The following is a 23,750-nucleotide window of genomic DNA, read 5'->3' on the forward strand; positions in this document are numbered from 1 at the left end:
ACTCTAGCTTATGAGATTTTTAAATATTATTTTATTTCTACCTTTAGTATTGTTTGGCTCTAATTTAAAAGAACTTATTAATTTAAGTCAAAAAAACGAGCAATATTTTATTAAACAAATTCAAAGCGAACAAGCTAAACTTGCAAGCAGTGAAGCTTTTAGAAATTATTTGCCAAGTCTTAGTTTAAATTCAGCCTACGTGGCTAACAACAAAGATCGTTTTATCATTGATCCTCAAGAAAGTTTATTTGCCAAATTTTCTCTTAATTTTCTACTTTTTGATGGCGGAGCTAGAGAAGCTAACTTAAGGGCTTTAAAAGAACAAGAAAAAATCAGTCTGCTTAATAAAGAGCAAACTAGAAATTATTTAGCCCTAAATGCAACTACTCTTTATTTTAACTCTTTAAGTTTAAGAAAAATCATAGCCGCAGATGAACAAAAAGTGGAGTTTTTAAAATCAACCTTGCAAAGATTAAAAAAATTTTATTCAACAGGACTTAGTTCTAAAGATGAATTAGAAAGCATAGAGGCTAAATTTCATTTAAGTGTTTTAATGTTACATCAAAATGAATTAAAACTTGAAAATATCCAAAAAGAAATTAGAATTTTAACAGGAGAAAATCTCATCCCTGAAGGCCAAGCGACATTAGAAAAACCTTTTTATGATAAAGTGTTAAATAATTATGACGTGCTTATTGCAAGAGAAAATGTTAATTTAGCTAAAGAAAATGTTAATTTAGCTAAATCTCAATACTATCCTAAATTTTTTATTCAGGATAATTTCGGATTTTACAAAAACAATTACAATCCAAAAGTCCCCTATCCTTTTATTGATATAACCAATGAAATTTTGAAAAAATATTCACAAAATAATCAAATTATTTTAGGTTTAGAATGGAAAATTTTTGATTTTAATTCTAGAGCTAAAAAGGTTGAAAAAGAACGCTTAAATGTGCAAATTGCAAATGCAAATGCGAGATTAAACGAAAGAAAAAACCGCGAAGAATTACTATATTTACTTAAAAATATAAAAGTTTTAAAAGAACAAATTATGGCTTTAAAATCAGCATTTAAAGCTGCTAATATAGCTTTTGAAAGTATAGATAAAAAATACAGCGCAGGACTTGTTTCTTACGTGGAATACTTACAAGCTTTAGAGGCTAAATTCAAAGCTCAAAGCGACTTAGAATTAGCACAAAATGAATTTGAAATCACAAAAGCAAATTATTATTTTAATGCTGGAATACAAATCATTTCAAAGGTGAAACAATGAAAATATTTTTATTTTTAATATTTTCTTTCAATATGATTTTTGCGGAAGAAATTTATGCTAGTTTCAATGTAGAAGCCTCAAAACAAAGCAAATTAGCCATAGAAAGCATAGGAATAGTTTCTCAAATTCCAATCACAATCGGACAAAGGGTTAAAAAGGGGGATCTTTTGCTTGCTCTTGATCAAACTAGCGAAAAAATAGCCCTTGAAAATGCTAAAAATTCATATAACCTAGCCTTAGCTCAATACGAAAATACAAAAAGCAAGATGAAAAAAATCAATTCCGTTCAAGATGTTATCGATAAACAAAGCTATGAAGATATGAAAACACAATTTAATATTGCTAGCTTAAATTTAACCAAAGCTAAAATCAATATAGATTACTATAAAAACATACTCGAAAAAAAAGAACTAAGAGCCCCTTATGATGCAATCATTGCAAACAAATTTATACAAATTGGAGAAGGGGTTGGTGGAGTAGCTCAACCTTTGGTAGAAATTTTTTCTTACCCGCAAAGCAAACTTGTTTTAAGCTTTGATGAAAAATATAAAGACAAAGTAAAGGTTGGAGATGAATTTATCTATAAAATAGATCAAAGCGATAATCAAATCAAAGGAAAAATCAGCTTAATTTATCCAAGTATAGAAGTTAGAACAAGAAAAATTTATGCCGAAGTTGAAGCTTCCGGATTAACCCCAGGTCTTTTTGGGGAAGGCAAAATCATTACAAAAGATTAAAATATGTTTAAATTAGCGATAAATAGACCTATTACTGTATTGATGTTTTTTTTAGCACTCATTATTTTTGGGCTTATTTCTGCATTTAACATGAGTGTCAATTTATTTCCTAATGTCTCCATACCTCTTATTAAAATCACAAGCAAAGCAAATGGGGATTTAAATTTTATAGAATCAAAAATCACCAAAGAAATTGAAAATGCCTTGAGTGAAATTGATGGGGTTAAAACCATCACTTCGGTTGCGTATGACAATTTTAGCGTTTCTGTTGTTGAGTTTAAACTTGGAAAAAATCTTGAAGTAGCTGCCAACGATGTAAGAGATAAAATAGGCACCCTAAGCCTTCCAACCAAACCTGAAGTTGAAAAAATAAGCTCTGATTCTGGCTCGGCTATATCACTTTTTCTTTACTCACCCGATAAACTTTCACTGATGCAAAACATCAATGACAAAATTAAACCTTTTTTGCAAAGGGTTGATGGTGTAGGAAAAATTGATGCTAAGGGTTTTTTAAAGCCTCAAATTCGTATCAATTTAAAGCCTGAACAATTACAAAAATATAATCTTAATGCTTATGATGTAGCCAATATCATCAAAAGTCAAAATTTTAAACAAGCTTTAGGAGAATTAAACAATCAAGATGATAATTATATTATCAAAGGTTATTTTGAGGCTAATGATTTAAATGAGTTAAAAAATTTACGCATCAAAACAGGTGTATTTTTAAGCGATATTGCAGACATAAAAAGCCTTTATGAGGATGAAAAACAAAGTGCGATTTATCAAGGTAAAGAAGGTGTGCTTTTAGAGCTTGGTAAAGTAAGCAACTATAACACACTCCAAATGATAAAAAATGTCAAAAAATCTCTAAGCACTTTAGAAAAGCAAATTCCTAGCGATATAAAACTTGACATTGTTTATGATAAAAGTTTAAATATCTACAAACACCTTTCACAGGTTATTTTCGATATGGTTTTGGGTATTTTTTTAACGCTGATTATTGTATTTTTATTTTTGAGAAATTTAAGCGCTACCCTTATTGCTTGTGTTGCCATACCAACTTCGATTATTTCAACTTTTTTTATCATTGATATTTTAGGTTATGATTTAAATCGCCTCACTTTTATCGCTCTAACCCTAAGTATAGGAATTTTTATAGATGATGCCATTGTTGTTATTGAAAATATCGCTAAAAAATTAAAAGAACATTCGCCCTTACAAGCTGCCTTTTTAGGAGTTAATGAAATAGGTTTTAGTGTATTAAGCATCAGTGTTGTTTTACTTTGTGTTTTTATCCCTATTTCTTATATGAAATCCATTCCGGGGCTATTTTTTAATGCCCTAGGAATTAGCGTTGCAAGTGGTATTGTGATCAGCTTTTTAGTTTCTATATTTTTAATTCCAAGTTTAAGTGCTAGATTTTTAAATCCGAAAGAAAGCCGATTTTATCAAAGAAGTGAAGCTTTTTTTCAAAAAATAGAAGAAAAATATGAAAATATACTTTATAAAATTTTAAAAAATAAAACTAAATTTATCTTAGCAAGTCTCGTTTTTGTAATCTTATCCTTTGGTTTAGCTAGTCGCATTGGGCTTGATTTTTTACCTATGGAAGATGATAGCGAAATTCAAGTTTTACTTGAAAGTAAGCAGGATTTAAGTTTTGAAGCTATGAGAAAAAAAAGTCTTAATCTACTAGAAAAAATTCAAACAGATGAAAACGTAAAATACGCCTTTTTGATTTTAGGTTATGATGATGCCAAAGACGCTACAAAAGCTAAAATTTATATCAAACTCAAAAATTTAGGCGAGAGAAAGTTAAGGCAAAGTGCGATAGTTAATTTATATCGTCAAAAATTCCAAGAAGATGGCATCAAAATTAAAGTTTTAGAACTTCCAAAAATAGAAGGTGCAGGAATTGATGATCCAGTTCAATTTTTAGTTTTAGGCGATGATTTAGACTCCATAAAACAAGCCGCTAATCGTGCTAAAGAAATTTTAGGAAGCAATTCCCATATTGTAGATATAAGTGATAATGCTAATGCCACAAAAGATGCTGTTGCTTTACACATCAACAAAGAAAAAGCAAAACTTTTAGATGTTAATCCAGAATATATTGCTGCAGTACTAAGTTATTCTTTTTCGCAACTTAGCGTCGGAAGTATGGATAGAGGAAATTCAAAAGATGATCTTATTTTAAGCTTTTCACCTGATTTTAAGAAAAATATAGAGGCATTAAAGCGTATTAATATAAGAAATAATCAAGGTATTAATTTAAATCTTTCAAGCGTGGTTGATTTTTCTTATACTAAAGATTTAAAAACCATCAATCGCTACAATAAAAGCCGATCTATTAAGGTTACGGCCGGAGTTAATGATATTTCACTAGGAGCCGTTCAAAAACTCTTACTTAATAATATGGATTATATTTTAGGTAAAAATTCAAATCTAAGCTATGCCTTTTCTGGCTTTATAAATCTTTTAGGAGAAACTGTTCAAGGCTTTGCTATGGCTATAGCATTAGCTTTTGTACTAATCTATCTTGTCTTGGCTGCACTTTATGAAAGTCTTATTTTGCCACTCATTATAATGATTACCATGCCTTTAGCTTTTGGAGGGGCTTCTATAGGACTTTTTATCACGGGGCACAATTTCTCACTTTTTGTTTTAATCGCCATCATCTTACTTTTTGGCATGGTAGGAAAAAATGCGATTTTACTTGTGGATGTGGCCAATAAAAAGTGCCATGAGGGAGTAGAACCTGATGAGGCTTTATTGATCGCTGGAAAATCTCGTTTAAGAGCTATTTTAATGACAACTTTTGCAATGATTTTTGCCATGCTTCCACTTGCCACCTCAAGAGGAGCAGGATATGAGTCCAATTCCCCTATGGCTATAGCGATTATTTTCGGTCTTGTTAGCTCAACTCTTTTAACCTTGCTAGTTGTACCAGCACTTTTTAAATTTTGTTACACTCTTGATAGTAAATTAAGAAAGATATATGAAAGAAAAAAAATAGATTAAAAGACTTGATTTAAGTCTTTTAAGCATTGTTTTTATATAGGGCTTTAAGATTATTGTAAGCAATTTGTATCTTTTCAAATTGCTCTCTTGCATAAGCTTTCTCTTGGGCATTTTTTCCTTGATAAAAATCAGGATGATAAAGCTTTACCATCATTAAATATTTTTGTCTGATTTCACTAAGATCATTTTGTGGTGTGCATTCTAAGGTTGTAAAATAATTATTAAAAAGCTTTGCTAGGGCATTAAATTTCCATTTTGCATTTTCTTTTTTAAAGATATTTTGACGAAAATCTTTATATTCTTGACGATCGACTTCAAAATTAACGCGATATTTTAAATGCTCACTCTCATCAGCAAAAGTCTCAAAAAGTTCCAAGGTATTTTCATCTTTATATTTAAGCATTAAAACATTTGTAATTTCATCATATTCTATTTGATGATCTTTAAAATAATTTTTCATATAAGTTACAAACAATTTTTCATTAGAGCTTAATTGCATTAGAATTTGATTTCCTGCAAAACTTGTTTTTATAAAAAGCATAGGTTTTAGCATATTACTTTGCTCAAAATTAAGCCTAAAAGTTTTAAAATGTGCATCTTTTAAATTCTCTATGCTTTCATTAGAACTCTTGCGATACTTTTGATCTAAAACTTTTAAAAAATATCGACGCTGTGGAATTTCATTTTCTTCAAAAAAAGAAAAAATCTTATTTTTTCGCCCTATAACTTTTGTGAAATTTTTGGTAATTAAGTCTTTAAAATACTGAAAAACGCTAATATCATCAGTATTAACATTGATCGTTTCTAAAGTTTGCACGATTTGCATCTTCTCTCTCCCATAAAACCTCATTTTCAAAAAGAGAACTTGTCCCTTTTAAAATTTCATTAGGTGTATAATCGGCTTTATACGATAAAGATTGACACTTTTTTACAAAATATCCCAAATAAATATATTTTAAATTTTTACTTTTAGCAAATTTAATCTCATTTAAAAGAGAAAATTTACCCAAGGAAAGATGTGAAAAATCAGGATCGTAAAAACAATAAATACTTGAAATTCCATCTTCAACCTCATCAATAAGATCCACACAAACTAGCTTATTATCAACATAAAAAGCAAGCTCATAACCAAAATCCATAAATCCATCTATATAAAGATTATAATATTGTCTGAAATTTAAATCATACCTTTTCCAGTTCTTCTTATCTTCCATAAAACGATGATATTTATCGTATAAAAATAAATGCTCATTGCTTAAAGCTGGTCTTCTAAGTATCATTTTGGTATTGATATTTTTTTTAAAAACTCTTCTTTCACTACGCGAAAATTTATACTCATCCGCTAAAATTCTAAGGCTAAGACATTCTTCACAATCTTTACAAATTGGACGAGAAAAATATCTTCCAAAGCGTCTCCAGCCTCGTTGGATTAATTTTGTATTGATTTCCTTAGGGCAATTTTGTATATATTTATATTCTATTCTTGAACGTTTTGTTTCTAAATATGGACATTGATCTTCAAGAGTACAAAATCCAATTTCAAACATTAAATTTTCTTAATATCTGAATTTTTAATAAATTCAGAAAATTCATCTTGCAATTTTTCTTCCTTTAGAAAAATTTCTTGCATCTCTTTGTCTAAAATTTTTTCCTGTTTATTTTGCTTTTTTTCTTTTTTTATATCTTTGGTATGAGTTTGCATTTCTTTTTTTATATTTTTTAAACTATCTAAAAAATCCATTTATTTTCCTTTTTTGATTTTTTCAAGTGCTGCTGCGATCACAGCCACCACCTCTTCTTTATTTTCTTGATGGCAATCTTGCGTTTTTTCTAATAATTCTTGTAAATGAGTTTCTATAAAAGAAGTATCAAAATAACCTCTTCTGAATTCTCTTGTTTTTGTAATCGCAATTAAAAAAGGTATGGTTGTTCTAATATCTAGGGTAAATTCTTTTAAAGCTCTTTCAAGTTTATTAACCGCTAAATCATAACTTGTTGCCCTAACAATTAATTTAGCAAGCATAGAATCATAATAAGGTGGCACGGTATAATCTTTGTAAATATGGCTATCCACTCTTACAGAAGGACCAAGCGCTGGATAATATTCATTGATTCTACCCACACTTGGAGTAAAATTTTTCCACACATTTTCAGCTGTAATTCTAGCTTCTATAGCAAATCCTCTAGGTTTAACATCGCTTTGCTCTATATCTAAAATTTCCCCTGCAGCAATACGAATTTGACGCACGATAAGATCAACCCCTGTAATTTCTTCTGTGATAGGATGTTCAACTTGAATTCTTGTATTCATTTCCATAAAATAAAAACGGTTATAATCATCAAGCAAAAACTCTATCGTTCCTGCATTGGTATAACCCACCGCTTTAGCGGCCGCAACAGCAGTTACACCCATAGTTTTTCTAAGATTATCAGAGATACTAGGACAAGGAGCAATTTCGATCACTTTTTGATGTCTTCTTTGTATAGAGCAATCTCTCTCGCAAAGATGTATTATATTGCCATAATTATCTCCTAAAATTTGAAATTCTATATGACGAGGATTTATGACAAATTTTTCCATAAATACTTCATCGTTTTTAAAATAAGTCAGCGCTTCTCTTTTGCAAGAATCAAAAGCATTCTCAAGATCTTCTTCTTTATAAATAACGCGAATTCCGCGTCCCCCTCCGCCACCTGAAGCTTTTAAAATCACAGGATAACCGATTTTTTCCGCTATAGTTTTAATCTCATTTATACTATAAGAATTTAATTTTTCAGTACCTGGAACAATAGGAATCCCATTTTGTGCCATCAATTTACGTGCGATATTTTTATTGCCCATTTTATAAATCACTTCAGATTTTGGACCTATAAAAATAATATTTGATTCTTCACAAGCCTTAGCAAATTCATAATTTTCACTTAAAAAACCATAACCTGGGTGGATAGCATCAGCGCCACAAGCCTTAGCAACTTCTATAATCCTAGCAATATCCAAATAACCCTTTATTGCATCGCTACCTATTTGATAAGCTTCATCGGCAATTTTTGTATGCAAACACTCGCGATCAGGTTCGGTATAAATTGCAACACTTTTGATATGCAAATCCCTACAAGCACGGATAACTCTAACGGCTATTTCAGCACGATTTGCTATAAGAATTTTATGAATTTGCATCATAGTTTGCCTTTGAAATAATAATACTAAAAGCAATTCTATCAAAATATCCTTATAAAAACTTAGCAAAAAAATTAATTATTTTGGTTATAATAAAACTTTATAAATTTTATTTCCAAAACAAAGAAAAGTAAAAATCAAAATGGTTACTGATAAGAAATTATTTTATTTAAGTTGTATACTCATCACTATAGGAATAGTTTTTTCATATTCACTGACAGTTTTTACTGTACTTTTTTTTAATTATAATGAATTTCACTTTTTTACTCGCCAACTTTTTTTTGGAGTGAGTGGAATTTTAATCATGTTTTTTATTTCAAGACTTGATCCGGATAAAAAAAATTCTGAAAGAATTATACTTGCTATTCTTATTGTTTCCTTTATCTTTATCACAATTTTACCTTTTTTACCTTCAGCTTTAGCAACGGCTAGTGGGGGCGCTAAAAGATGGATTCGCTTAGGACCACTTTCTATATCTCCAGTTGAATTTTTTAAAATAGGACTCATTTATTTTTTAGCTTGGAGTTATACAAGACGTATTGATGATAGTAAGAAAGCAATTAAGCATGAGGTTTTAATTCTCTTACCCTATTGTATCGTTGCAACTATAGTTATAGGATATATTTATATCACGCAAAATGATTTAGGGCAAAGCGTTATCTCTTTCTTTTTAATTTTAGCTTTAGCTTTTTTTGCAGGAGCTAGTAAAAGGCTTTTTGCCTTTGGAACTTTAATCATTATGATGGTGGGCATAATGGTTATTTTTAGCAACCAAAGGCGTATCCAAAGAATCGCATCTTGGTGGGGAAATATACAAGATGCCTTTTTGCCAATGCTTCCTGATTGGATGGCCAATGCTTTAAGGGTGAGTACTAATGCAGAGCCATATCAAATTTCACACTCTTTAAATGCTATAGCCCATGGAGGGATATTTGGGGAAGGCTTAGGGCTTGGAACTTTTAAATTAGGTTTTTTAAGTGAAGTTCATACAGACTTTATCCTCTCTGGTATCACAGAAGAAATCGGACTTTTTGGACTCGGAATTATTTGCTTTATTTATCTTTGGATGATTTTAAGAATTTTTAGAATAGCAGGACGTTGCGATAAAAAAGAGCATTTTATCTTTTGCTCTGGTATTGCTTTACTTTTGCTTTTTTCATTTTTTATGAATGCCTTTGGTATTATCTCCCTTACTCCGCTTAAGGGTGTTGCAGTTCCGCTTTTAAGTTATGGTGGAAGTTCCATGTGGGCAATTTGTATAGGCATAGGGTATGTATTGATGATTTCTAAAAAGGTTAAATTATGATCGTTTTAACTGGAGGTGGCACAGGTGGACATCTAGCCATAGTAAAATGTTTATTAGAAAGTGCGCAAAGAAAAAATATAGCTTGTATTTATATAGGCAGTCAAAATGGACAAGATAAAGCGTGGTTTGAAAAAGAAACACGTTTTAAGGATAAATTTTTTCTAAGCTCTCAAGGCGTTGTTAATCAAAGCAAATTCAATAAAATCAATTCCTTTTTACACATTTTAAAACTTTCTAAAGAATGCAGACAAATTTTTAAAGACTATAAAGTAAAAGCTGTTATTAGTGTAGGAGGATACAGCGCAGCACCTGCATCTTTTGGTGCTTTATTTTCTGGAATTCCTTTATTTATACATGAACAAAATTCAAAAAGTGGCTCTTTAAATAAGCTTTTAAAACCTTTTTCTAAAAAGTTTTTTAGCGCTTTTGAAGAAGATTTTACGCCTTATCCTGTGGCAGATAAATTTTTTGATCACGCAAGAATTCGCAAAGAATTAAAAAATATTATTTTTCTAGGAGGCTCTCAAGGGGCTAGTTTTATCAATGAATTAGCCATACAATTAGCACCTAGTTTAAATGAAAAAAATATTAATATTATCCACCAATGTGGAAAAAATGATTTGGAAAAATACAAACAAATTTATCAAAACTTAAATATTAAAGCTGATGTATTTGACTTTAGTCCAAATTTAGAAGAAAAAATGCATATAGCCGATCTGGCTATATCAAGAGCGGGCGCAAGCACACTTTTTGAACTTTGCGCTAATGCTTTGCCTGCTATTTTCATCCCTTATCCTTATGCGGCAAAAAATCATCAATACTTTAACGCTAAATTTTTACAAGATCAAAATTTATGTAAAATTTTTACACAAAATAATGCTAACGTAGATGAAATTTTAAAAACTATTTTAGATACAAATTTAGAAAGTATCTCTAAAAATTTGCAAGATATTATCCAAAAAAATGGATCGGATATTTTACTTGAAAAAATACTTAAGCTTATTTGATAACTTCGCTTTTATAGGATAGATATCCAACAATATTTACTATAATTCCAATTGCAAAAAGCATCACAATGGCGCCTGAAAAATTTCCAAATTGATCATGTAAAAACCCTATAATCCACTGCCCTTGCGCAGCGATTAAATACCCAAAGCCTTGAGCGAAGGCTGAAAGTCTCGCTGCAATTTGTGCATTGTGACTTTTTTGAGCGATAAAAAGCAAAACTATGCCAAAAACACCACCCCAAGGAAAACCCATAATAAAAGCGCCCAAAATAATCATAAATTCATTATTACAAATGAGTAAAATTCCAAAAGATATAGCATACATAGCACATAAAATCGCAATATAGCTTGTGTGATATTCTTTTTTAATCTTGCCTAAAAGTAAGGGTCCAAAAAGAGAAACTGGCATAGCAACTAATTGACCAAATAAAAGCATATTGGTTGCAAAATCTTTAGCAAAGCCTTTTTCAGTAACTATTTGAACATACCAAAAAAATAAAGAATAAGCTAAAAAGCTTTGAAATCCCATAAAAAGAGTGATTTTCCATGTTGTAGGGTGTTTAAAAATATTCACCTGTTTAGAAGAAGGTTTTTTAGCTCTAAAAAGCCTTCCATTTTTTGCTTGAGGAAAATAAATCACCAAGGCTATAAAAGCAAAAATAGCCCAAAATACCATAGCTAAAGATAAATTAAAAGCATGAAGTAAAGGCGTAGCTAAAGCAATGCCTACTATAGAAGAGACACTTAAAATAAAGCTATATAAACCCATAACACTTGACATTTGTTTAGGAAATTTTTCTTTGATAAAACTTGGCAAAACTACATTAGCAATCGCTATCCCACAGCCTATAGCAAGCATACCTATAAACAAACCATAAAGCCCTAGATAAGAACGTAAAAGCTCACCAATAAAGATTAAAAAAATTCCTACAATAACCGCACGAATAGCGGAAAAATAACCCACGATAAAGGAAATACTTCCAAAAGCTATCAAAGGCAAACTGGTTAAAATTCCTAAAAAAGTGGAATTTAGATTAAATTCTTCTTTGATAACATCAACCATAGGCCCTATCGTTGTAATAGGGGCTCTAAGATTAAAGGCTATAATGATAACGATAAAAATATTAAGCCAAAAAATTTTTTTAAAAGAAGTCATAATTTCCTTTACTCAAGTTCAACCTTAAGTATTTTACCTTCTGCCATCTTAGGAATCCATAAATTATTTTTATCTAAAAATATATCCGCTGGTCCTTTTATCAAAGGAAGATCAAGTTTTTTAACACTTTTATTTTTTAAATTTAAAGCATAAATTACACCTTTTAGATCTTTTCCCCAAGAACTTACATATAAAATATTATTTTTTAAAACTATACCATCATAAGGTTCTTTTTCGCTTTTGATCACTTGAATTTTCTTATTTTTAAGATCATAGCTTAAAACCATTCCTCCGCTAACTCCGCTAGGATCATATCCGGCGATATAAAGAAGGTTTTGGTGTAAAAACAAACCATTTGGGCCGCCAAATTCTTTAAGATCTAATTTTAACAATTCATCATATTTTTTTGTTTTCAAATCAATCTTATGGACAATACCCGTTCCTGTATCGCTGATTAAAAGCGTTGTATCATTAAGCTTTTCTATATCGTTAAGAAAAATCGCTCCTTTTATAGGCAAAGTAAAAACCTCTTTTTTGGTGGATAGATCAAAACCTTTTAGCGTATCAATATCCACAACATATAAAATATTGTCAATTTCTTTCATACCTTTTGGAGCATTTAAACCACTCAAAAATTTATATTCTAAAACTTTTCCATTTTTATCAAGTTTAGAAATAAAACCATCATTATCCTTTGCTAAAGGCTCAAGCTTTTTTCCTACATTGGAAACATATACGGCATTTTTATCTACAAAAACACTTTCAGGACTTAAAAATCCTTCAATTTCTTGATATTTTAACTCACCAGCTAAAGCACAAGTTGCTAACAAAGCTAGACTTAAAATATATTTTTTCATTTTATCTCCTTGTTAAAAAATTAAAAAAAATTATATATTTTAAAAAAAATAAAATGTATTAGTTTTTTGATTAAAAATATAAGTTTTTTGATTTTTGATATTGCTTAGGAGTCATTTTATAGCTTTTTTTAAATCTTTCTATAAACCAAGATATAGAAGAAAAGGAACATTCTGTCGCTATTTCATTGATATTTTTTTTAGAAAATTCAAGCAAAAATTTAGCCTTTTGCAAACGTTTTTCATCCAACCATCTTTTTGGACTCATCTTAAAGCATTTTTTAAATTCTCTAGAAAAACTCGCTAAATCAAGCTTAGCAAAATCGGCCATTTCTTGAACACTTAAAAATTCTTTCTCGCAATACTCAAAAAGCTGAGATAAATCCAGACGAAATTCTTTTAAAATTTCAGCTAAAAAAGTGATAAAATTTGAATTTTTATTTAAAAGCAAATGCAAAAAAATCTCTTCAAATTTTAAATTAATAATTGGATCTAAAATTTGCGTATTTTCATCAAAATATGGATTAAAACTTTCTAAAATTCCTTGCAAAATTTTATCATTTCGTATCCAAAAAATTTCATCATTTAAGCAAGAAGGATTAAAATTGAGCAAATGCTTGTATTTATAAATTAGTTCTATTAAAAAAGCATTATCAAAGAAAAATAAATGCGCTTCATAAATTCCATCTTTTAAACCTATATTGCTAAGGGTGTAATTTCCTGATTTTAAAAACAAAACCTCATAAGAATTAATTCTATAATCTTTTTTAGATGTGTGTAAAATTTTATAGCCTTTTTTGACAAAGGTTAAAAGGTGTTTTTGTAAATTTATGTAATTAGAATGAAAAGAATCTTTTTGGATATATCTTGCAAAGGTGCAAAATTGAAAATTCTTATAATTAATATTTTTTAATTTTCTAAGATCTTGAGGTAAAACTATATGTCTACTCGCATTTTTGTCTGCATTCATTTAAATAAACTTTTAATTTTTTTTCATTCATCAAAGCTTCTCTCATGCAAACTCCAGCTATATCTAAATTTTTAAGTTTTTCAATATTTTCTAGATTAATTCCACCTATGGCATAAAGTGGAATTTTGCTAAAAGTAAGTAAGGAATTTAAAAACTCAATTCCTCTAGGCTTTAAATCCTTCTTGCAAGAACTTTCAAAAATATGTCCAGCAAAAGCATAATTAACCTTATAATTCATAGCCTCTAAAAGCTCTTCTTTGCTATGGATGGAAGTTCCAAGCAAATGAAAATACCGAGCCAATCTAGGCTCTTGTCTTAATAAACTAAGCGGTGCATGAAAATATCTATGATTTAATTTCAAACATTGTCTGTCAAAAAAATGCAAAATACAAGTAAGCTTTTGCTTAGAGCAAATTTGCAAAACTTCTTTAGCTAAGTCATAATATTCAAACTCGCTTAAATCTTTTTCTCTAAGCATAAAAGCATCTACGCCTGATTTGGCAATTTTTTCAACCTGTTTTAAAAAACCACCCTCAACAATTTTTCGATCGCTTATAGCGATAATCTTTTTATCCCACATAGATACTATCACTCATTACAGCTTGCAAATTTGCATTTTTAAGCATGGTTAAAATTTCTTCTACGCTTCTTTCATCTGAAATTTCAAACTGATCATCGCCTTTTTTTTCACCGCTATGCTCGCCAATCCCTACGCTAACTCCCGCACTCATTTTAGTCGCCCCAAGCTTAATCACCTCATCCCTAAAACCTATTCTTTCACGGCTTGATATCGTAATTCCCGCAAAAGGTAAAAAAAGTCTATACGCGCAAAGCACTTGCAAAAGACGCTTTTCGCTCACATCTTTAGGATGAATTTTAGCATTGTTGATGATAGGTCTTAAACGTGGTACAGAAAGAGAAATTTCAGCATGTGGATATTTTTGCTGTAAAAAATACGCGTGTAAAGCCGTAGCCAAAGCATCTTTTCTAAAATCATCTATGCCCAAAAGTGCAGCAAAAGCAACCCCTCTCATACCCGCTTTTAAAGCTCTTTCTTGAGCGTTAAAACGATAAGGAAAAATGCGTTTTTCGCCACCAAGATGAATTTTAGAATATTTTAAAGGATTATAAGTTTCTTGAAAAATAGTCACATAATCACAGCCATTTTCATGCAAAATTTTATACTCATCTTCATTCATAGGATAAATTTCAACCCCTATAACTTTAAAATACTCTTTTGCGATAGCACAAGCTTTTGCGATGTATTCTACATTTGCAAATTCTCTTCCTTCTCCTGTTAATAATAAAATTTCTTGCAAACTTGTTTTTGCAATCGCTTTCATCTCTTTGTGAATTTCATCTTCATTAAGCTTTGCTCTTGCGATTTTATTGCCCTTTTGAAAACCACAATACACGCACTTAGAATTACAATAATTTGACAAATAAAGCGGAGTAAAAAGCGATATAGAATTTCCAAAATATTTTATTTTTGTCTTTGATGATTTAAAAGCTAATTCTTCGATAAATTCTTCAGCCGCACTTGAAAGCAAAGCTTTTAAATTTTCTATACTTAAATGGGCAGAATTTAAAGCTTCTTCAACATCTTTAGCGCTAAATTTAGCCTCATCATAATCTTTTATTTCAAACAAAACTTTATCTAAAATATCACTTTTTATTTCTTGCATGTGGGGCAAATATTGCATAAAATCTTGCATGATTAATCCCTTAAAAATCCTGTTAAAGGAGAACTTGCCTTAGCCTCACTCACACTTGCTAAACCGGCTAAATAACCCTCTCTTCCCGCTTTTATCGCCAAAGAAAAAGCTTTAGCCATTAAAGCGATATTTTTTGCTTCAGCTATGGCCGTATTTGCCATAACAGCACTCACTCCCATTTGCATTGCCTCACAAGCTTGAGATGGACTGCCGATTCCCGCATCTACGATGATAGGAAGATCGATTTCATTGAGTAAAATTTGTATGAATTCTTTAGCACACAAGCCTTTATTACTTCCTATAGGTGCTGCCAAAGGCATGATAGCCGCCGCTCCAGCATCTCTCATCGCTCTAGCCGCATAAAGATCAGCATACATATAAGGCAAAGGCGTAAAACCATCTTTTTCTAAAAGCTCACAAGCTTTGATCGTTTCGTAATTATCCGGCAATAAATATTTACTATCGCTAATCACCTCGATCTTTATAAGCTCTCCACATCCTAACTCCCTTGAAAGTCTTGCTATACGTAAAGCTTCTTGAGCATTTCTTGCCCCTGAAGTGTTAGGCAAAAGAGTGATATTTTTTGGAATATAATCTAAGATATTTTCAACCTCTCCCGTATAAGCACGGCGTAAAGCTAGAGTGATGATCTGTGCTCCTGCTTCTTCGATGGCTGATTTGATCAACTCAAGTGAAAATTTACCCGATCCTAAAATAAAACGTGAGTTAAATTCATATTTTCCAATTTTTAATTTATCATCCATTTTTACTCCTTGTTAGCTAAAAGTTCTAAAACTAAATTAGCTTGATGTCCTGCACAAATATTAACCCGTGGTGCCATCAGTCCATTTCCAACTTGTGCTGCATTCACCAAATCCCCACAAACATAGAAATTTTTTGCAATTTTTCTCGTTTGTATGCTATTGCTATCGCCATAACCCGCAAGTCCTGAAGCACAGATTAAAGTTATATCAGGATAAAATTTATGAAAATTTTGTGCGATCATAGCTTTTGCTAAAGGCGTATCAAAGGCTTCACAAACGATATTTACACCCTTAAATAAATGGGCTAAATTTTGCTCATCTATCTTTAAAGTTTGAATTTCAATTTGCGTGTAAGGATTGATTTCTTTGATTTGTTCTTTTAAAGCCTCGGTTTTAAATTTACCCAAATCACACACACGATAAGCTTGGCGGTTAAGATTGCTAGGCTCTACCACATCAAAATCGATGAGTTTTAAAGCCCCTATTCCACTTCTTGCTAACATGATGGCTATGTGAGAGCCAAGGCCACCTAAGCCACACACCGCAACACTTGAATTTTTTAATTTATCGTGAAGTTTTGGGGTGTGTCTTGCTCTCATCATCGCATCAAGTGCATCTTTTGGAGGCAAAGTGTTTTTTTGTATGCAAAAAAGCTCATCGTTTTCATTTAAATTTAGATCTTCTTTTGTCGCAAAGCCATTGACTATCCAAACATCATTTTCACTTACACTTACACTTTGAAAAAATTCCAAAGTGCTTTTAAAAGAGGTTTCAAGCTCTTTACCATTGAATTTTATTTTCATCAACCACCTCCTACAAAACTTACAATTTCAGCCTTATCATTTTCTTTTAAAATCAAATTTTCAAAACGATCCTTTGGGATAATTTCTCCGTTTAATTCTAAAGCGATGAGTTCGATTTTATAACCCTTTTCTTTTAAAAAATCCATCAATCTTAATTCTTTTAAATCAAGCTTTTCACCATTGATAATCATTTAATTCCTTAAATTCTCTATTTCCTGCTCTACTTTTATTTTAGCATTATCTAATAATTCTTTAGATTTTTTCCTTAAAGAAAAACTTTCTTCGATATATTTTGAAATTTTTTCTTGAATTTTAAAATCAAGGACGGCAATTAAAATATTTTTTATATCATCCACTCTCCAATGCGATATAATGGAACCACCACAATCTCTTTCAGCTTGTAATTTTACAAAAACAGAATTTAAAAATAATGTTAGGTATTCTGGTAAAATTTTCTTTTTATCCTTTATATGCAAATGTAAAATGGCACCACTGGTAATAATTTCCTTATCTTCTTTTACACAATATGCAATGCCGACGCTTCCATCTTTACTAAACAAAATAGTATCTTTCTTAGGATATAAAGATTTTAAATATTGCAAACAAAAATCTTTTTCATCTAAAAAAATATCACTTTCACTTAATCCATTTTCGCTTAAATTTGAAACTCTAACAAATGGAATTCCTACATCTTTGTAAAATTCACTTCCAGGTTCTATGGATTTTTTTATTGACACAAATTCATTTAAAATACCATAATTTATTGACTTTATTATCTCATTATTTTCTTCATATTTTTCTTGATAATATTCACTATCCAAACGTCCTGTTTTTAAAAAAGATTCTTTCAATGAACGAATAGAAATATTTAAGTTTTTTTGATTTTTTGTTTCAATGCTTTTTAGAGGATCGAGCGGATCAAGGCCTAATTCCAAATACAAAGTTTCTTCAGCCTTTTTATATAAAGCCTTACTTTCCTCCAAAGCCTTGTAAGAATCTTTCACCATCTTTTCAATTTCTTGCTGAAAAGACATAGGGAGGATGGGAATAATTAACTTCTCGTAAAATGCGGTTGGCACTCTTTGCCTTCCGCTAGTACCTATCATATTATCAGCAGCTGTCTTTCTTATAGAATCTCTATCAAGATAACAAAAAACAAATGCGGTTAAAAACCTAGAATCTTGAATTCTAAAAACATTAAATTCTGTACTGCCAAAACCTATACCATTTGTTAATCCTGTAGCAATTGCACATTTTCCATGCTCCATGCAAGGCGTTATTTTAGCAATAAGAATATCATTTTCCATAAAATAAGTATATCCATTTTTAAATTCCACAATTTGCCCCGATTCTCTATAGTTTATAAAGCCGTTGCCTAAATTTTGCATTGATAAAAAAGTAACTATTGTATCTTGCGAAAGATTGCTTATTTCATTTTTTGAAGGATTTATAGTTGCAATATTTGATAATTTTTCATACAATATGTTCTTATTAAAATATAAATTTGACTTTTTAAATGGCTCGGAATCTATTCTAAAGCTTTCATTGTCTTTTTTTACTTCACTAAGTTTTAATACACTAAGCTCTAAATGCGGATATTTTTCCTGTAAATTTTGATTTAAACTCATCCAACATCCTTGTAATTATATCTTAAGTCGATAGATTCTTTAATATCGCCAATCTCAATAGCATCTTCTAAATTGTATTCTAAACGCAAAAGCAAAATTTCTAAATCTTTACGAAATTTTATCTTTGTAGGTTTATTGTGAAAGATCTCATTTCTTGCTTTTCTGATTTGACTAAGTTTAGTTAATAAATGATCCTTTGTGCCATAACTTGGCAAATCTTGTCCTTTATATCTTTTTTCATTTTTAAAAATGGGCGCAAATTCACCCCAATGAAAACTGATAATATCTTCTAAATCCACAAGATAAAAGCAATCAAAAACTTCCCAAGAATTTTGTGCCTCTTTACCGCCTAAGTGTTTTTTTCTCTTGTTGAAAAGTTTTAAAATATTATTGAGTCCATTTGAATTTGAGTTTATGGCTTTAAACCAAGAATCATTGTTGCTTGTATTATATAAATTTGCAATTTTAACACACAATGTGCTACGCAATGCATTTTCAAAACAATGCAAAAGTAAAAAATTAGCTTGATGAGTTTTTCTTTTTTTGGTGTATAATTTCATAATCAAATCAAATAAATTATCTTGTTTGCATTTGGGTAAAATTTTTTCTGCCTCCTTGCAAGCACCCCATAAATAATCAAAATGCAATACACCAATTGCTTTTTTCATGCGAGCTTCAAAATCCTCATTTAATAAATTTGGGAATTTGGAAAACAAAATTTTAATTTTTTCATATTCAAAACTTTGCAAAGAAAAACCCATTTTCACTCCTAATTACAAATTTATTTTTTATCTGCTATAATAACATCAGTTTAGAGGGCTAACCCGTCGACGGCTACGGGGTACTCTTAAATGAGAGGCTACTCTAAATTCTTTTTTATCTCCAAAAACTCAAATTTTCACTCTTTGCAAATTCGATAAAGGCTTCAGCTATCCCGTCTTTTTGTAAATCTTTATATTTTTCTAAATTGTCTTTATATTTTTGCATTCTTTTATCAAATTCTTCTTCGCTTTCATTCTTTTGCTTTATCGGTTCATCGCCTTCTAAATGCGGATGAAATAAATCATGTTTTACAACCAAATGATCATGAGAATCCAAAAGTGGATAATAGATTTTCTCTCCTGAGTTATCTTTGCTAGGTTCATTCATCGTTGCAAAGAAAATATTATAATCTTCAACCTTTGGACATAGTTCCTCATCCCACTTCTGCAAAATTAAAACACTTGTTTTTGTTCCAGTATGAGGCTTGAAAACATTACCATGAAGTCCAATAACGGCTAAAATTCTAGCTTTTTGCGCTATAAATTCTCTTATAAATTTATCGCTTGAATTATTAAAACGTCCTTGTGGAAGCACTATGGCCATTCTACCACCTGGCTTTAACATATCTAAATTTCTTTCGATAAATAAAATATCTCTTCCCATTTTAGTTTGGATTTTGCCATTTTCTTTTTTGCATAACTCATATCTAGCAAGAATCGTACTTTCTTTTATATCGCCAGCAAAAGGAGGATTTGCCATTAAAATATCAAAATCAAAATCCCTATTTTGATTTTTTGTAGCTCTTAAATTTTTCAAACGCTTAAAGCCCTCAAAATACACATCTTGCCAATCCTCATCTTCTTTTACCCATTCATCCCATCTTTCAAAATCGATAGAATTAAGATATAAAACATTGGTATGTCCATCACCTGCGATAAGATTGAGCATTTTAGATACACGGACGCTTTTTTCATCAAAATCTATACCAAATACTTTTTCTTTTACATAATCTTGACATTCTGGTATTTTTTCTTCAGCTGTAAATAAATGGCTAGCCTCTATACCTCTTTCCTTGTAAATTGAACGCCACACATAAAAACAAGTATGTATAGGAAAGCCACAGCTTCCACTTGCTGTATCTATCATACTTTCATCTTTTTTAGGATTTAACATTTTTACGCACATATCAATTACATAACGCGGGGTAAAATACTGCCCTTTTTCTCCTTTGGAGGATTTATTAACGAGATATTCAAAAGCATCATCAATGACTTCTAGATTAGAATTAAATAATTTTACATTTTGCAATAATGATATACATATAACCAAATGCGATGGAGAAAGTTTGATTTTTTCATCAGTGTTAAATATTCCCTGCCACTTTTTTTTCGCTTTGTCAAAAAGAATTTCAATTTTTTGTTTAAGCTCAAAATCTGATTCTCCATAATTTCTAAATTCTAAATTCTTTGTTTTATCTCTAGCCCCTTCAAGCTCATCATAAAGCTTTATAAAGATTAGCTTAAAACATTCTTCAAATACATCCACTCCTGCATTTGCAAAAACTTCTTCTTCCAGCTCTAAAACTAAACTTTTTAAGCTTCTTGTTTGCTGTTTTAAAATATCTTTTTCGATTAAATCTTTAAAAGTAAAATCTACTCTTAAAATTTCAGGTAAAGTTTGATTTGATTTGGGAATATTTGGAATCGATTCAAAATAATTTGGATCTTTTCTGTGATAATAACTAATTTCCTTGCCATTACACCATACAGCCATGGTTGCACCCGTAGCATTACAATAACTTTTAAGCTGTTCTTTACCATCTTTTAGTTTTGGTTTTTTTACTTCTACGATGATATAAGGGGTTGTAATTTGAATTTTATCCATTACCACAATATCAGCTCTTTTAACCTCTCTACCAAAATGCACGCCAAATTCAACCTTAATTCTATCTTTAGGATAATCGTATTCATTTAAAAGTTTGTCAATATAAAGCTGACGTACTATTTCTTCCGGAGTTAGCTTGATATCTTTATTTCTAATAAGACATTGGACATAATAATTTTTTCCATTTTTTGCTTCTTTGGTAAAAATTGATTTTTCTAATTTCTCAATAGCTTCTTTAGAAAATAAATCTAATTTATAACCAGTATCTTTTAAAATTTCTTCAATCATTGCTAGCCTCTAAAAATTTTCTATAAAATCTTTATAAATTTCACAAAGTTTTTCAAAATCTTCCACGCTTACTCTTTCATCAATAGCGTGAATTCTATCGTTGCATACCCCAAATTCACATACACTTATACCAAATTCCGCTAAAAATCTTGCATCGCTTGTGCCGCCTTTAGTATTGAAACTCGGAACGCGTTGCGTGATCTTTTGGATGCTTTCGTTTAATTTTTGCACCACTTTATTATCATGATGAGTTAAAAAAGGCTTTGAACTTTGTTTGATTTCTAATTCATAATTTAAACCATGACAAATTTTATCGATATAATTTTTCACATCATCTAAAGTTGTATCTGGAGAATTTCTAACATTAAACATCAATTTTAGATCATTTGGAGTTACATTGCACACCTCAAGTCCTCCCCTAATATCAGTAATGACTATCTTAGAAGGAGTAAAATCAGCACTACCAGGATCAAGATCAAAACCCGCTAAAAATTTCAAAGCATGAGAAAAATCATGGATAGGATTGATACATTTTTCAGGATACGCAGCATGTCCTTGTTTTCCACGTATGAGAATTTTACCATTGATAGAACCTCTGCGTCCTATTTTGATGCTATCTCCTAGATATTTTTCACAAGTTGGCTCACCCACTATAGCAAAATCAGGCAAGATATTTTCTTCTTGCATGAATTTAAGAAGCTCTAAAGTTCCGTATTTTGCTTCCCCTTCTTCATCACTTGTTAGCATTAAAGAAAGTCTAGAGCCTTTAAAATTCGCATTTTTAACCGCATGGATGAAAGCAGCCACGCCACTTTTCATATCTTGTGCACCTCTTGCATAAATAAAGCCTTCTTTTTCTATAGGTTTAAAGGGATCGCTTTGCCAACCCTCACCCGCAGACACAACATCTACATGGCCGCAAAACGCTAAATGATCGCCTTCATCTTGAAATTTTTTTGTCAATAATAAATTTTTTACACCCTCTTTTTCCACAAAAAAAGCTTCAAAATCGCTAAGTTCTAAGGCGATAAAATTTAAAATTCCATCATCTTTTGGTGTGATGGATTTAAATTTCAAAAGCTCGATTAAAAGTTCTTTGGCATTCATTTTTTATCCTATAAAAGTTTTATACAACAAACTAAGGGCAAAATATTCTATAATCAAAGCTGAAACTATATTTACAATCTTAATAACCTTTGCACCAAAGAAATGTTTATATTTAGCCACAAAGAAAGACAAGGCAAAAACCCAAGCTATGATAGAAATGATAAGCCCAACAGTCATAATATAAGGATGTCCATCTCCGATAATCACCCCAGCTGTACTTAACCAAAATCCTATAACAAAAGGATTTGTTCCATTTAAAAAACATCCTTTGATATAACTTTTTAAAAGACTTTCTTTAAAATCTTGATTTTGCAGATCTAAAGCTTCGCTTTTTTTTCTAACCATCAAAAAGGCCATATAGCTTAAAAAACAAAAGCCAAAAATAGCCAAGATATATTTAAAAATATCATTGTTTAAAAAGCTCAAAAGCCCAAATTGCAATAAAAAAAGATAAAGCATATCGACACTAAAAGCCCCAAAGCCTACTGCTAATGAATTTTTAAAAGATCTTAAAGCATAGGTTAAGATCAAAATATTAACCGGCCCAAAAGGAACACTAACGCCAAATCCTAAAATCAATCCATTCAACAAAGAATCAAACATTAACTCTCCATAAATTCTTCAATATCTAGTGCAATTTTATCAATCGCACTTACAACATCTTCAATATAAATTTTATCAAAATATTTTTCTAAATTATCATCTTTATCATAAATATTTAAAATACTTTTTTCACACATGCTAGCGTATTGCCCTACTGGCAAAACTGCTCCGCTTGTGCCTATGCTGATAAAAAGCGAAGTTTGCTCAAGCAAAGAATAAAGAGTGGCATACATAGGCGCCGCCTCTTCAAACATGACTATATTGTGTCTTAAATTTTCACTTTTGCATTTAGGGCAAAATTTACCGGCCATTTTTTCATAACCGATACTAAAAATTTCACCGCATTTTAGGCAACGAAGTTCAGGTAAAAAGCCGTGCAAATGGATCACATCTTTACACGCTGCACGCTCAAGCAAATCATCGACATTTTGCGTGATAACAAAAAGATTTTTACCCCATTTTTGCTTAAGTTCTGCTATTTTTTTATGGGCGTGATTTGGCTCTACGTTTTTAAGCTGCTCTCTTCTTTCATCGTAAAAATCAAGCACTTTTTTAGGATTTTTCCTAAAAGCTGTTGCAGAGCAAACCTCCATCACATCGTATTCTTCCCAAAGTCCGTTATTATCTCTAAAAGTTTTAAGTCCGCTTGGAGCAGATAACCCTGCTCCGCTTAATATCATTATATTTTTCATCA

Annotated in this window: 23 protein-coding genes; 5 read left to right on the forward strand and 18 right to left on the reverse strand. The window is 30.6% G+C overall.

Translation table 11 applies throughout. The features are described 5' to 3' along the window. Positions 1 to 10 precede the first annotated feature (10 nt). Genes CQA75_RS01940 through CQA75_RS01950 form a run of 3 tightly spaced genes read left to right on the forward strand, consistent with a single transcriptional unit; the run spans position 11 to position 5,031 of the window. Positions 11 to 1,273 carry a TolC family protein gene (locus tag CQA75_RS01940; protein ID WP_137623378.1) on the forward strand — a complete coding sequence of 421 codons (1,263 nt, stop codon included), beginning with the start codon at positions 11 to 13 and terminating at the stop codon, positions 1,271 to 1,273. Next, positions 1,270 to 2,010, forward strand: coding sequence for an efflux RND transporter periplasmic adaptor subunit (locus tag CQA75_RS01945; protein WP_137623379.1), 741 nt, complete (start codon positions 1,270 to 1,272; stop codon positions 2,008 to 2,010). The genes CQA75_RS01940 and CQA75_RS01945 overlap by 4 nt, the downstream gene beginning before the upstream one ends. Before the next feature lie 3 nt (positions 2,011 to 2,013). After that, on the forward strand, positions 2,014 to 5,031 hold the full coding sequence (locus tag CQA75_RS01950) for an efflux RND transporter permease subunit (RefSeq protein ID WP_137623380.1): 3,018 nt from the start codon (positions 2,014 to 2,016) through the stop codon (positions 5,029 to 5,031). Positions 5,032 to 5,050: 19 nt separating this feature from the next. Here the strand turns inward: CQA75_RS01950 and CQA75_RS01955 are convergent, their stop codons facing one another. Genes CQA75_RS01955 through CQA75_RS01970 form a run of 4 tightly spaced genes read right to left on the reverse strand, consistent with a single transcriptional unit; the run spans position 5,051 to position 8,212 of the window. Further along, positions 5,051 to 5,857 (reverse strand): adenylosuccinate lyase, encoded by an 807-nt coding sequence (locus CQA75_RS01955; RefSeq protein WP_137623381.1) that lies wholly within the window; start codon positions 5,855 to 5,857, stop codon positions 5,051 to 5,053. Continuing rightward, positions 5,820 to 6,578 (reverse strand): arginyltransferase, encoded by a 759-nt coding sequence (locus CQA75_RS01960; RefSeq protein WP_137623382.1) that lies wholly within the window; start codon positions 6,576 to 6,578, stop codon positions 5,820 to 5,822. Before CQA75_RS01960 ends, CQA75_RS01955 begins: the two co-directional genes overlap by 38 nt. Continuing rightward, positions 6,578 to 6,772, reverse strand: a complete 195-nt coding sequence (locus CQA75_RS01965) for a hypothetical protein (protein WP_137623383.1) — start codon at positions 6,770 to 6,772, stop codon at positions 6,578 to 6,580. Before CQA75_RS01965 ends, CQA75_RS01960 begins: the two co-directional genes overlap by 1 nt. Then, positions 6,773 to 8,212: an acetyl-CoA carboxylase subunit A gene (locus CQA75_RS01970; protein WP_137623476.1), complete on the reverse strand. Its 1,440-nt coding sequence runs from the start codon at positions 8,210 to 8,212 to the stop codon at positions 6,773 to 6,775. Between the two features lie 139 nt (positions 8,213 to 8,351). Here CQA75_RS01970 and ftsW point away from each other — a divergent pair, with 139 nt between their 5' ends. Beyond that, positions 8,352 to 9,515: a putative lipid II flippase FtsW gene (ftsW, locus tag CQA75_RS01975; RefSeq protein WP_137623384.1), complete on the forward strand. Its 1,164-nt coding sequence runs from the start codon at positions 8,352 to 8,354 to the stop codon at positions 9,513 to 9,515. Beyond that, the gene (gene murG, locus CQA75_RS01980; protein ID WP_137623385.1) at positions 9,509 to 10,522 is read left to right on the forward strand and encodes an undecaprenyldiphospho-muramoylpentapeptide beta-N-acetylglucosaminyltransferase; all 1,014 of its coding nucleotides are present in this window, start codon (positions 9,509 to 9,511) and stop codon (positions 10,520 to 10,522) included. The genes ftsW and murG overlap by 7 nt, the downstream gene beginning before the upstream one ends. Here murG and CQA75_RS01985 read toward each other — a convergent pair. From CQA75_RS01985 to CQA75_RS02050, 14 genes are all read right to left on the reverse strand, one after another. Beyond that, positions 10,515 to 11,678 carry an MFS transporter gene (locus CQA75_RS01985; RefSeq protein WP_137623386.1) on the reverse strand — a complete coding sequence of 388 codons (1,164 nt, stop codon included), beginning with the start codon at positions 11,676 to 11,678 and terminating at the stop codon, positions 10,515 to 10,517. The genes murG and CQA75_RS01985 overlap by 8 nt on opposite strands. An 8-nt stretch (positions 11,679 to 11,686) precedes the next feature. After that, positions 11,687 to 12,535, reverse strand: a complete 849-nt coding sequence (locus tag CQA75_RS01990) for an NHL repeat-containing protein (protein WP_137623387.1) — start codon at positions 12,533 to 12,535, stop codon at positions 11,687 to 11,689. 70 nt (positions 12,536 to 12,605) lie between these two features. Continuing rightward, a complete protein-coding gene (locus tag CQA75_RS01995; protein WP_137623388.1) occupies positions 12,606 to 13,502 on the reverse strand; it encodes a helix-turn-helix domain-containing protein in 897 nt (298 codons plus the stop codon). Then, entirely contained in the window at positions 13,477 to 14,082 is a 606-nt protein-coding gene (locus tag CQA75_RS02000; protein WP_137623477.1) for a thiamine phosphate synthase, read from the reverse strand. Before CQA75_RS02000 ends, CQA75_RS01995 begins: the two co-directional genes overlap by 26 nt. After that, positions 14,072 to 15,217 carry a 2-iminoacetate synthase ThiH gene (thiH, locus tag CQA75_RS02005; RefSeq protein ID WP_137623389.1) on the reverse strand — a complete coding sequence of 382 codons (1,146 nt, stop codon included), beginning with the start codon at positions 15,215 to 15,217 and terminating at the stop codon, positions 14,072 to 14,074. Before thiH ends, CQA75_RS02000 begins: the two co-directional genes overlap by 11 nt. Positions 15,218 to 15,219: 2 nt before the next feature. Beyond that, positions 15,220 to 15,981: a thiazole synthase gene (locus CQA75_RS02010; RefSeq protein ID WP_137623390.1), complete on the reverse strand. Its 762-nt coding sequence runs from the start codon at positions 15,979 to 15,981 to the stop codon at positions 15,220 to 15,222. Positions 15,982 to 15,983: 2 nt separating this feature from the next. Next, positions 15,984 to 16,787 (reverse strand): thiamine biosynthesis protein ThiF, encoded by an 804-nt coding sequence (gene thiF, locus CQA75_RS02015; RefSeq protein ID WP_137623391.1) that lies wholly within the window; start codon positions 16,785 to 16,787, stop codon positions 15,984 to 15,986. Next, the gene (gene thiS / locus CQA75_RS02020; RefSeq protein ID WP_137623392.1) at positions 16,784 to 16,975 is read right to left on the reverse strand and encodes a sulfur carrier protein ThiS; all 192 of its coding nucleotides are present in this window, start codon (positions 16,973 to 16,975) and stop codon (positions 16,784 to 16,786) included. Before thiS ends, thiF begins: the two co-directional genes overlap by 4 nt. Then, on the reverse strand, positions 16,976 to 18,412 hold the full coding sequence (locus CQA75_RS02025; RefSeq protein WP_137623393.1) for a restriction endonuclease subunit S: 1,437 nt from the start codon (positions 18,410 to 18,412) through the stop codon (positions 16,976 to 16,978). It abuts the gene before it with no gap. Then, on the reverse strand, positions 18,409 to 19,173 hold the full coding sequence (locus CQA75_RS02030) for a CAAX protease (protein WP_137623394.1): 765 nt from the start codon (positions 19,171 to 19,173) through the stop codon (positions 18,409 to 18,411). The genes CQA75_RS02025 and CQA75_RS02030 overlap by 4 nt, the downstream gene beginning before the upstream one ends. Positions 19,174 to 19,288: 115 nt before the next feature. Further along, a complete protein-coding gene (locus CQA75_RS02035; RefSeq protein ID WP_137623395.1) occupies positions 19,289 to 21,346 on the reverse strand; it encodes an N-6 DNA methylase in 2,058 nt (685 codons plus the stop codon). Between the two features lie 9 nt (positions 21,347 to 21,355). Further along, positions 21,356 to 22,453, reverse strand: a complete 1,098-nt coding sequence (gene dapE / locus CQA75_RS02040) for a succinyl-diaminopimelate desuccinylase (RefSeq protein ID WP_137623396.1) — start codon at positions 22,451 to 22,453, stop codon at positions 21,356 to 21,358. Positions 22,454 to 22,456: 3 nt separating this feature from the next. Continuing rightward, positions 22,457 to 23,056 carry a LysE family transporter gene (locus CQA75_RS02045; RefSeq protein ID WP_137623397.1) on the reverse strand — a complete coding sequence of 200 codons (600 nt, stop codon included), beginning with the start codon at positions 23,054 to 23,056 and terminating at the stop codon, positions 22,457 to 22,459. Beyond that, complete coding sequence (locus CQA75_RS02050) at positions 23,056 to 23,748, reverse strand: SIR2 family NAD-dependent protein deacylase (RefSeq protein WP_137623398.1); 693 nt, start codon at positions 23,746 to 23,748, stop codon at positions 23,056 to 23,058. Before CQA75_RS02050 ends, CQA75_RS02045 begins: the two co-directional genes overlap by 1 nt. Between the last annotated feature and the right edge of the window lie 2 nt (positions 23,749 to 23,750).

Origin of the sequence: Campylobacter taeniopygiae (assembly GCF_005406225.1) — a bacterium.
In the GTDB taxonomy this organism is placed as follows: domain Bacteria; phylum Campylobacterota; class Campylobacteria; order Campylobacterales; family Campylobacteraceae; genus Campylobacter_D; species Campylobacter_D taeniopygiae.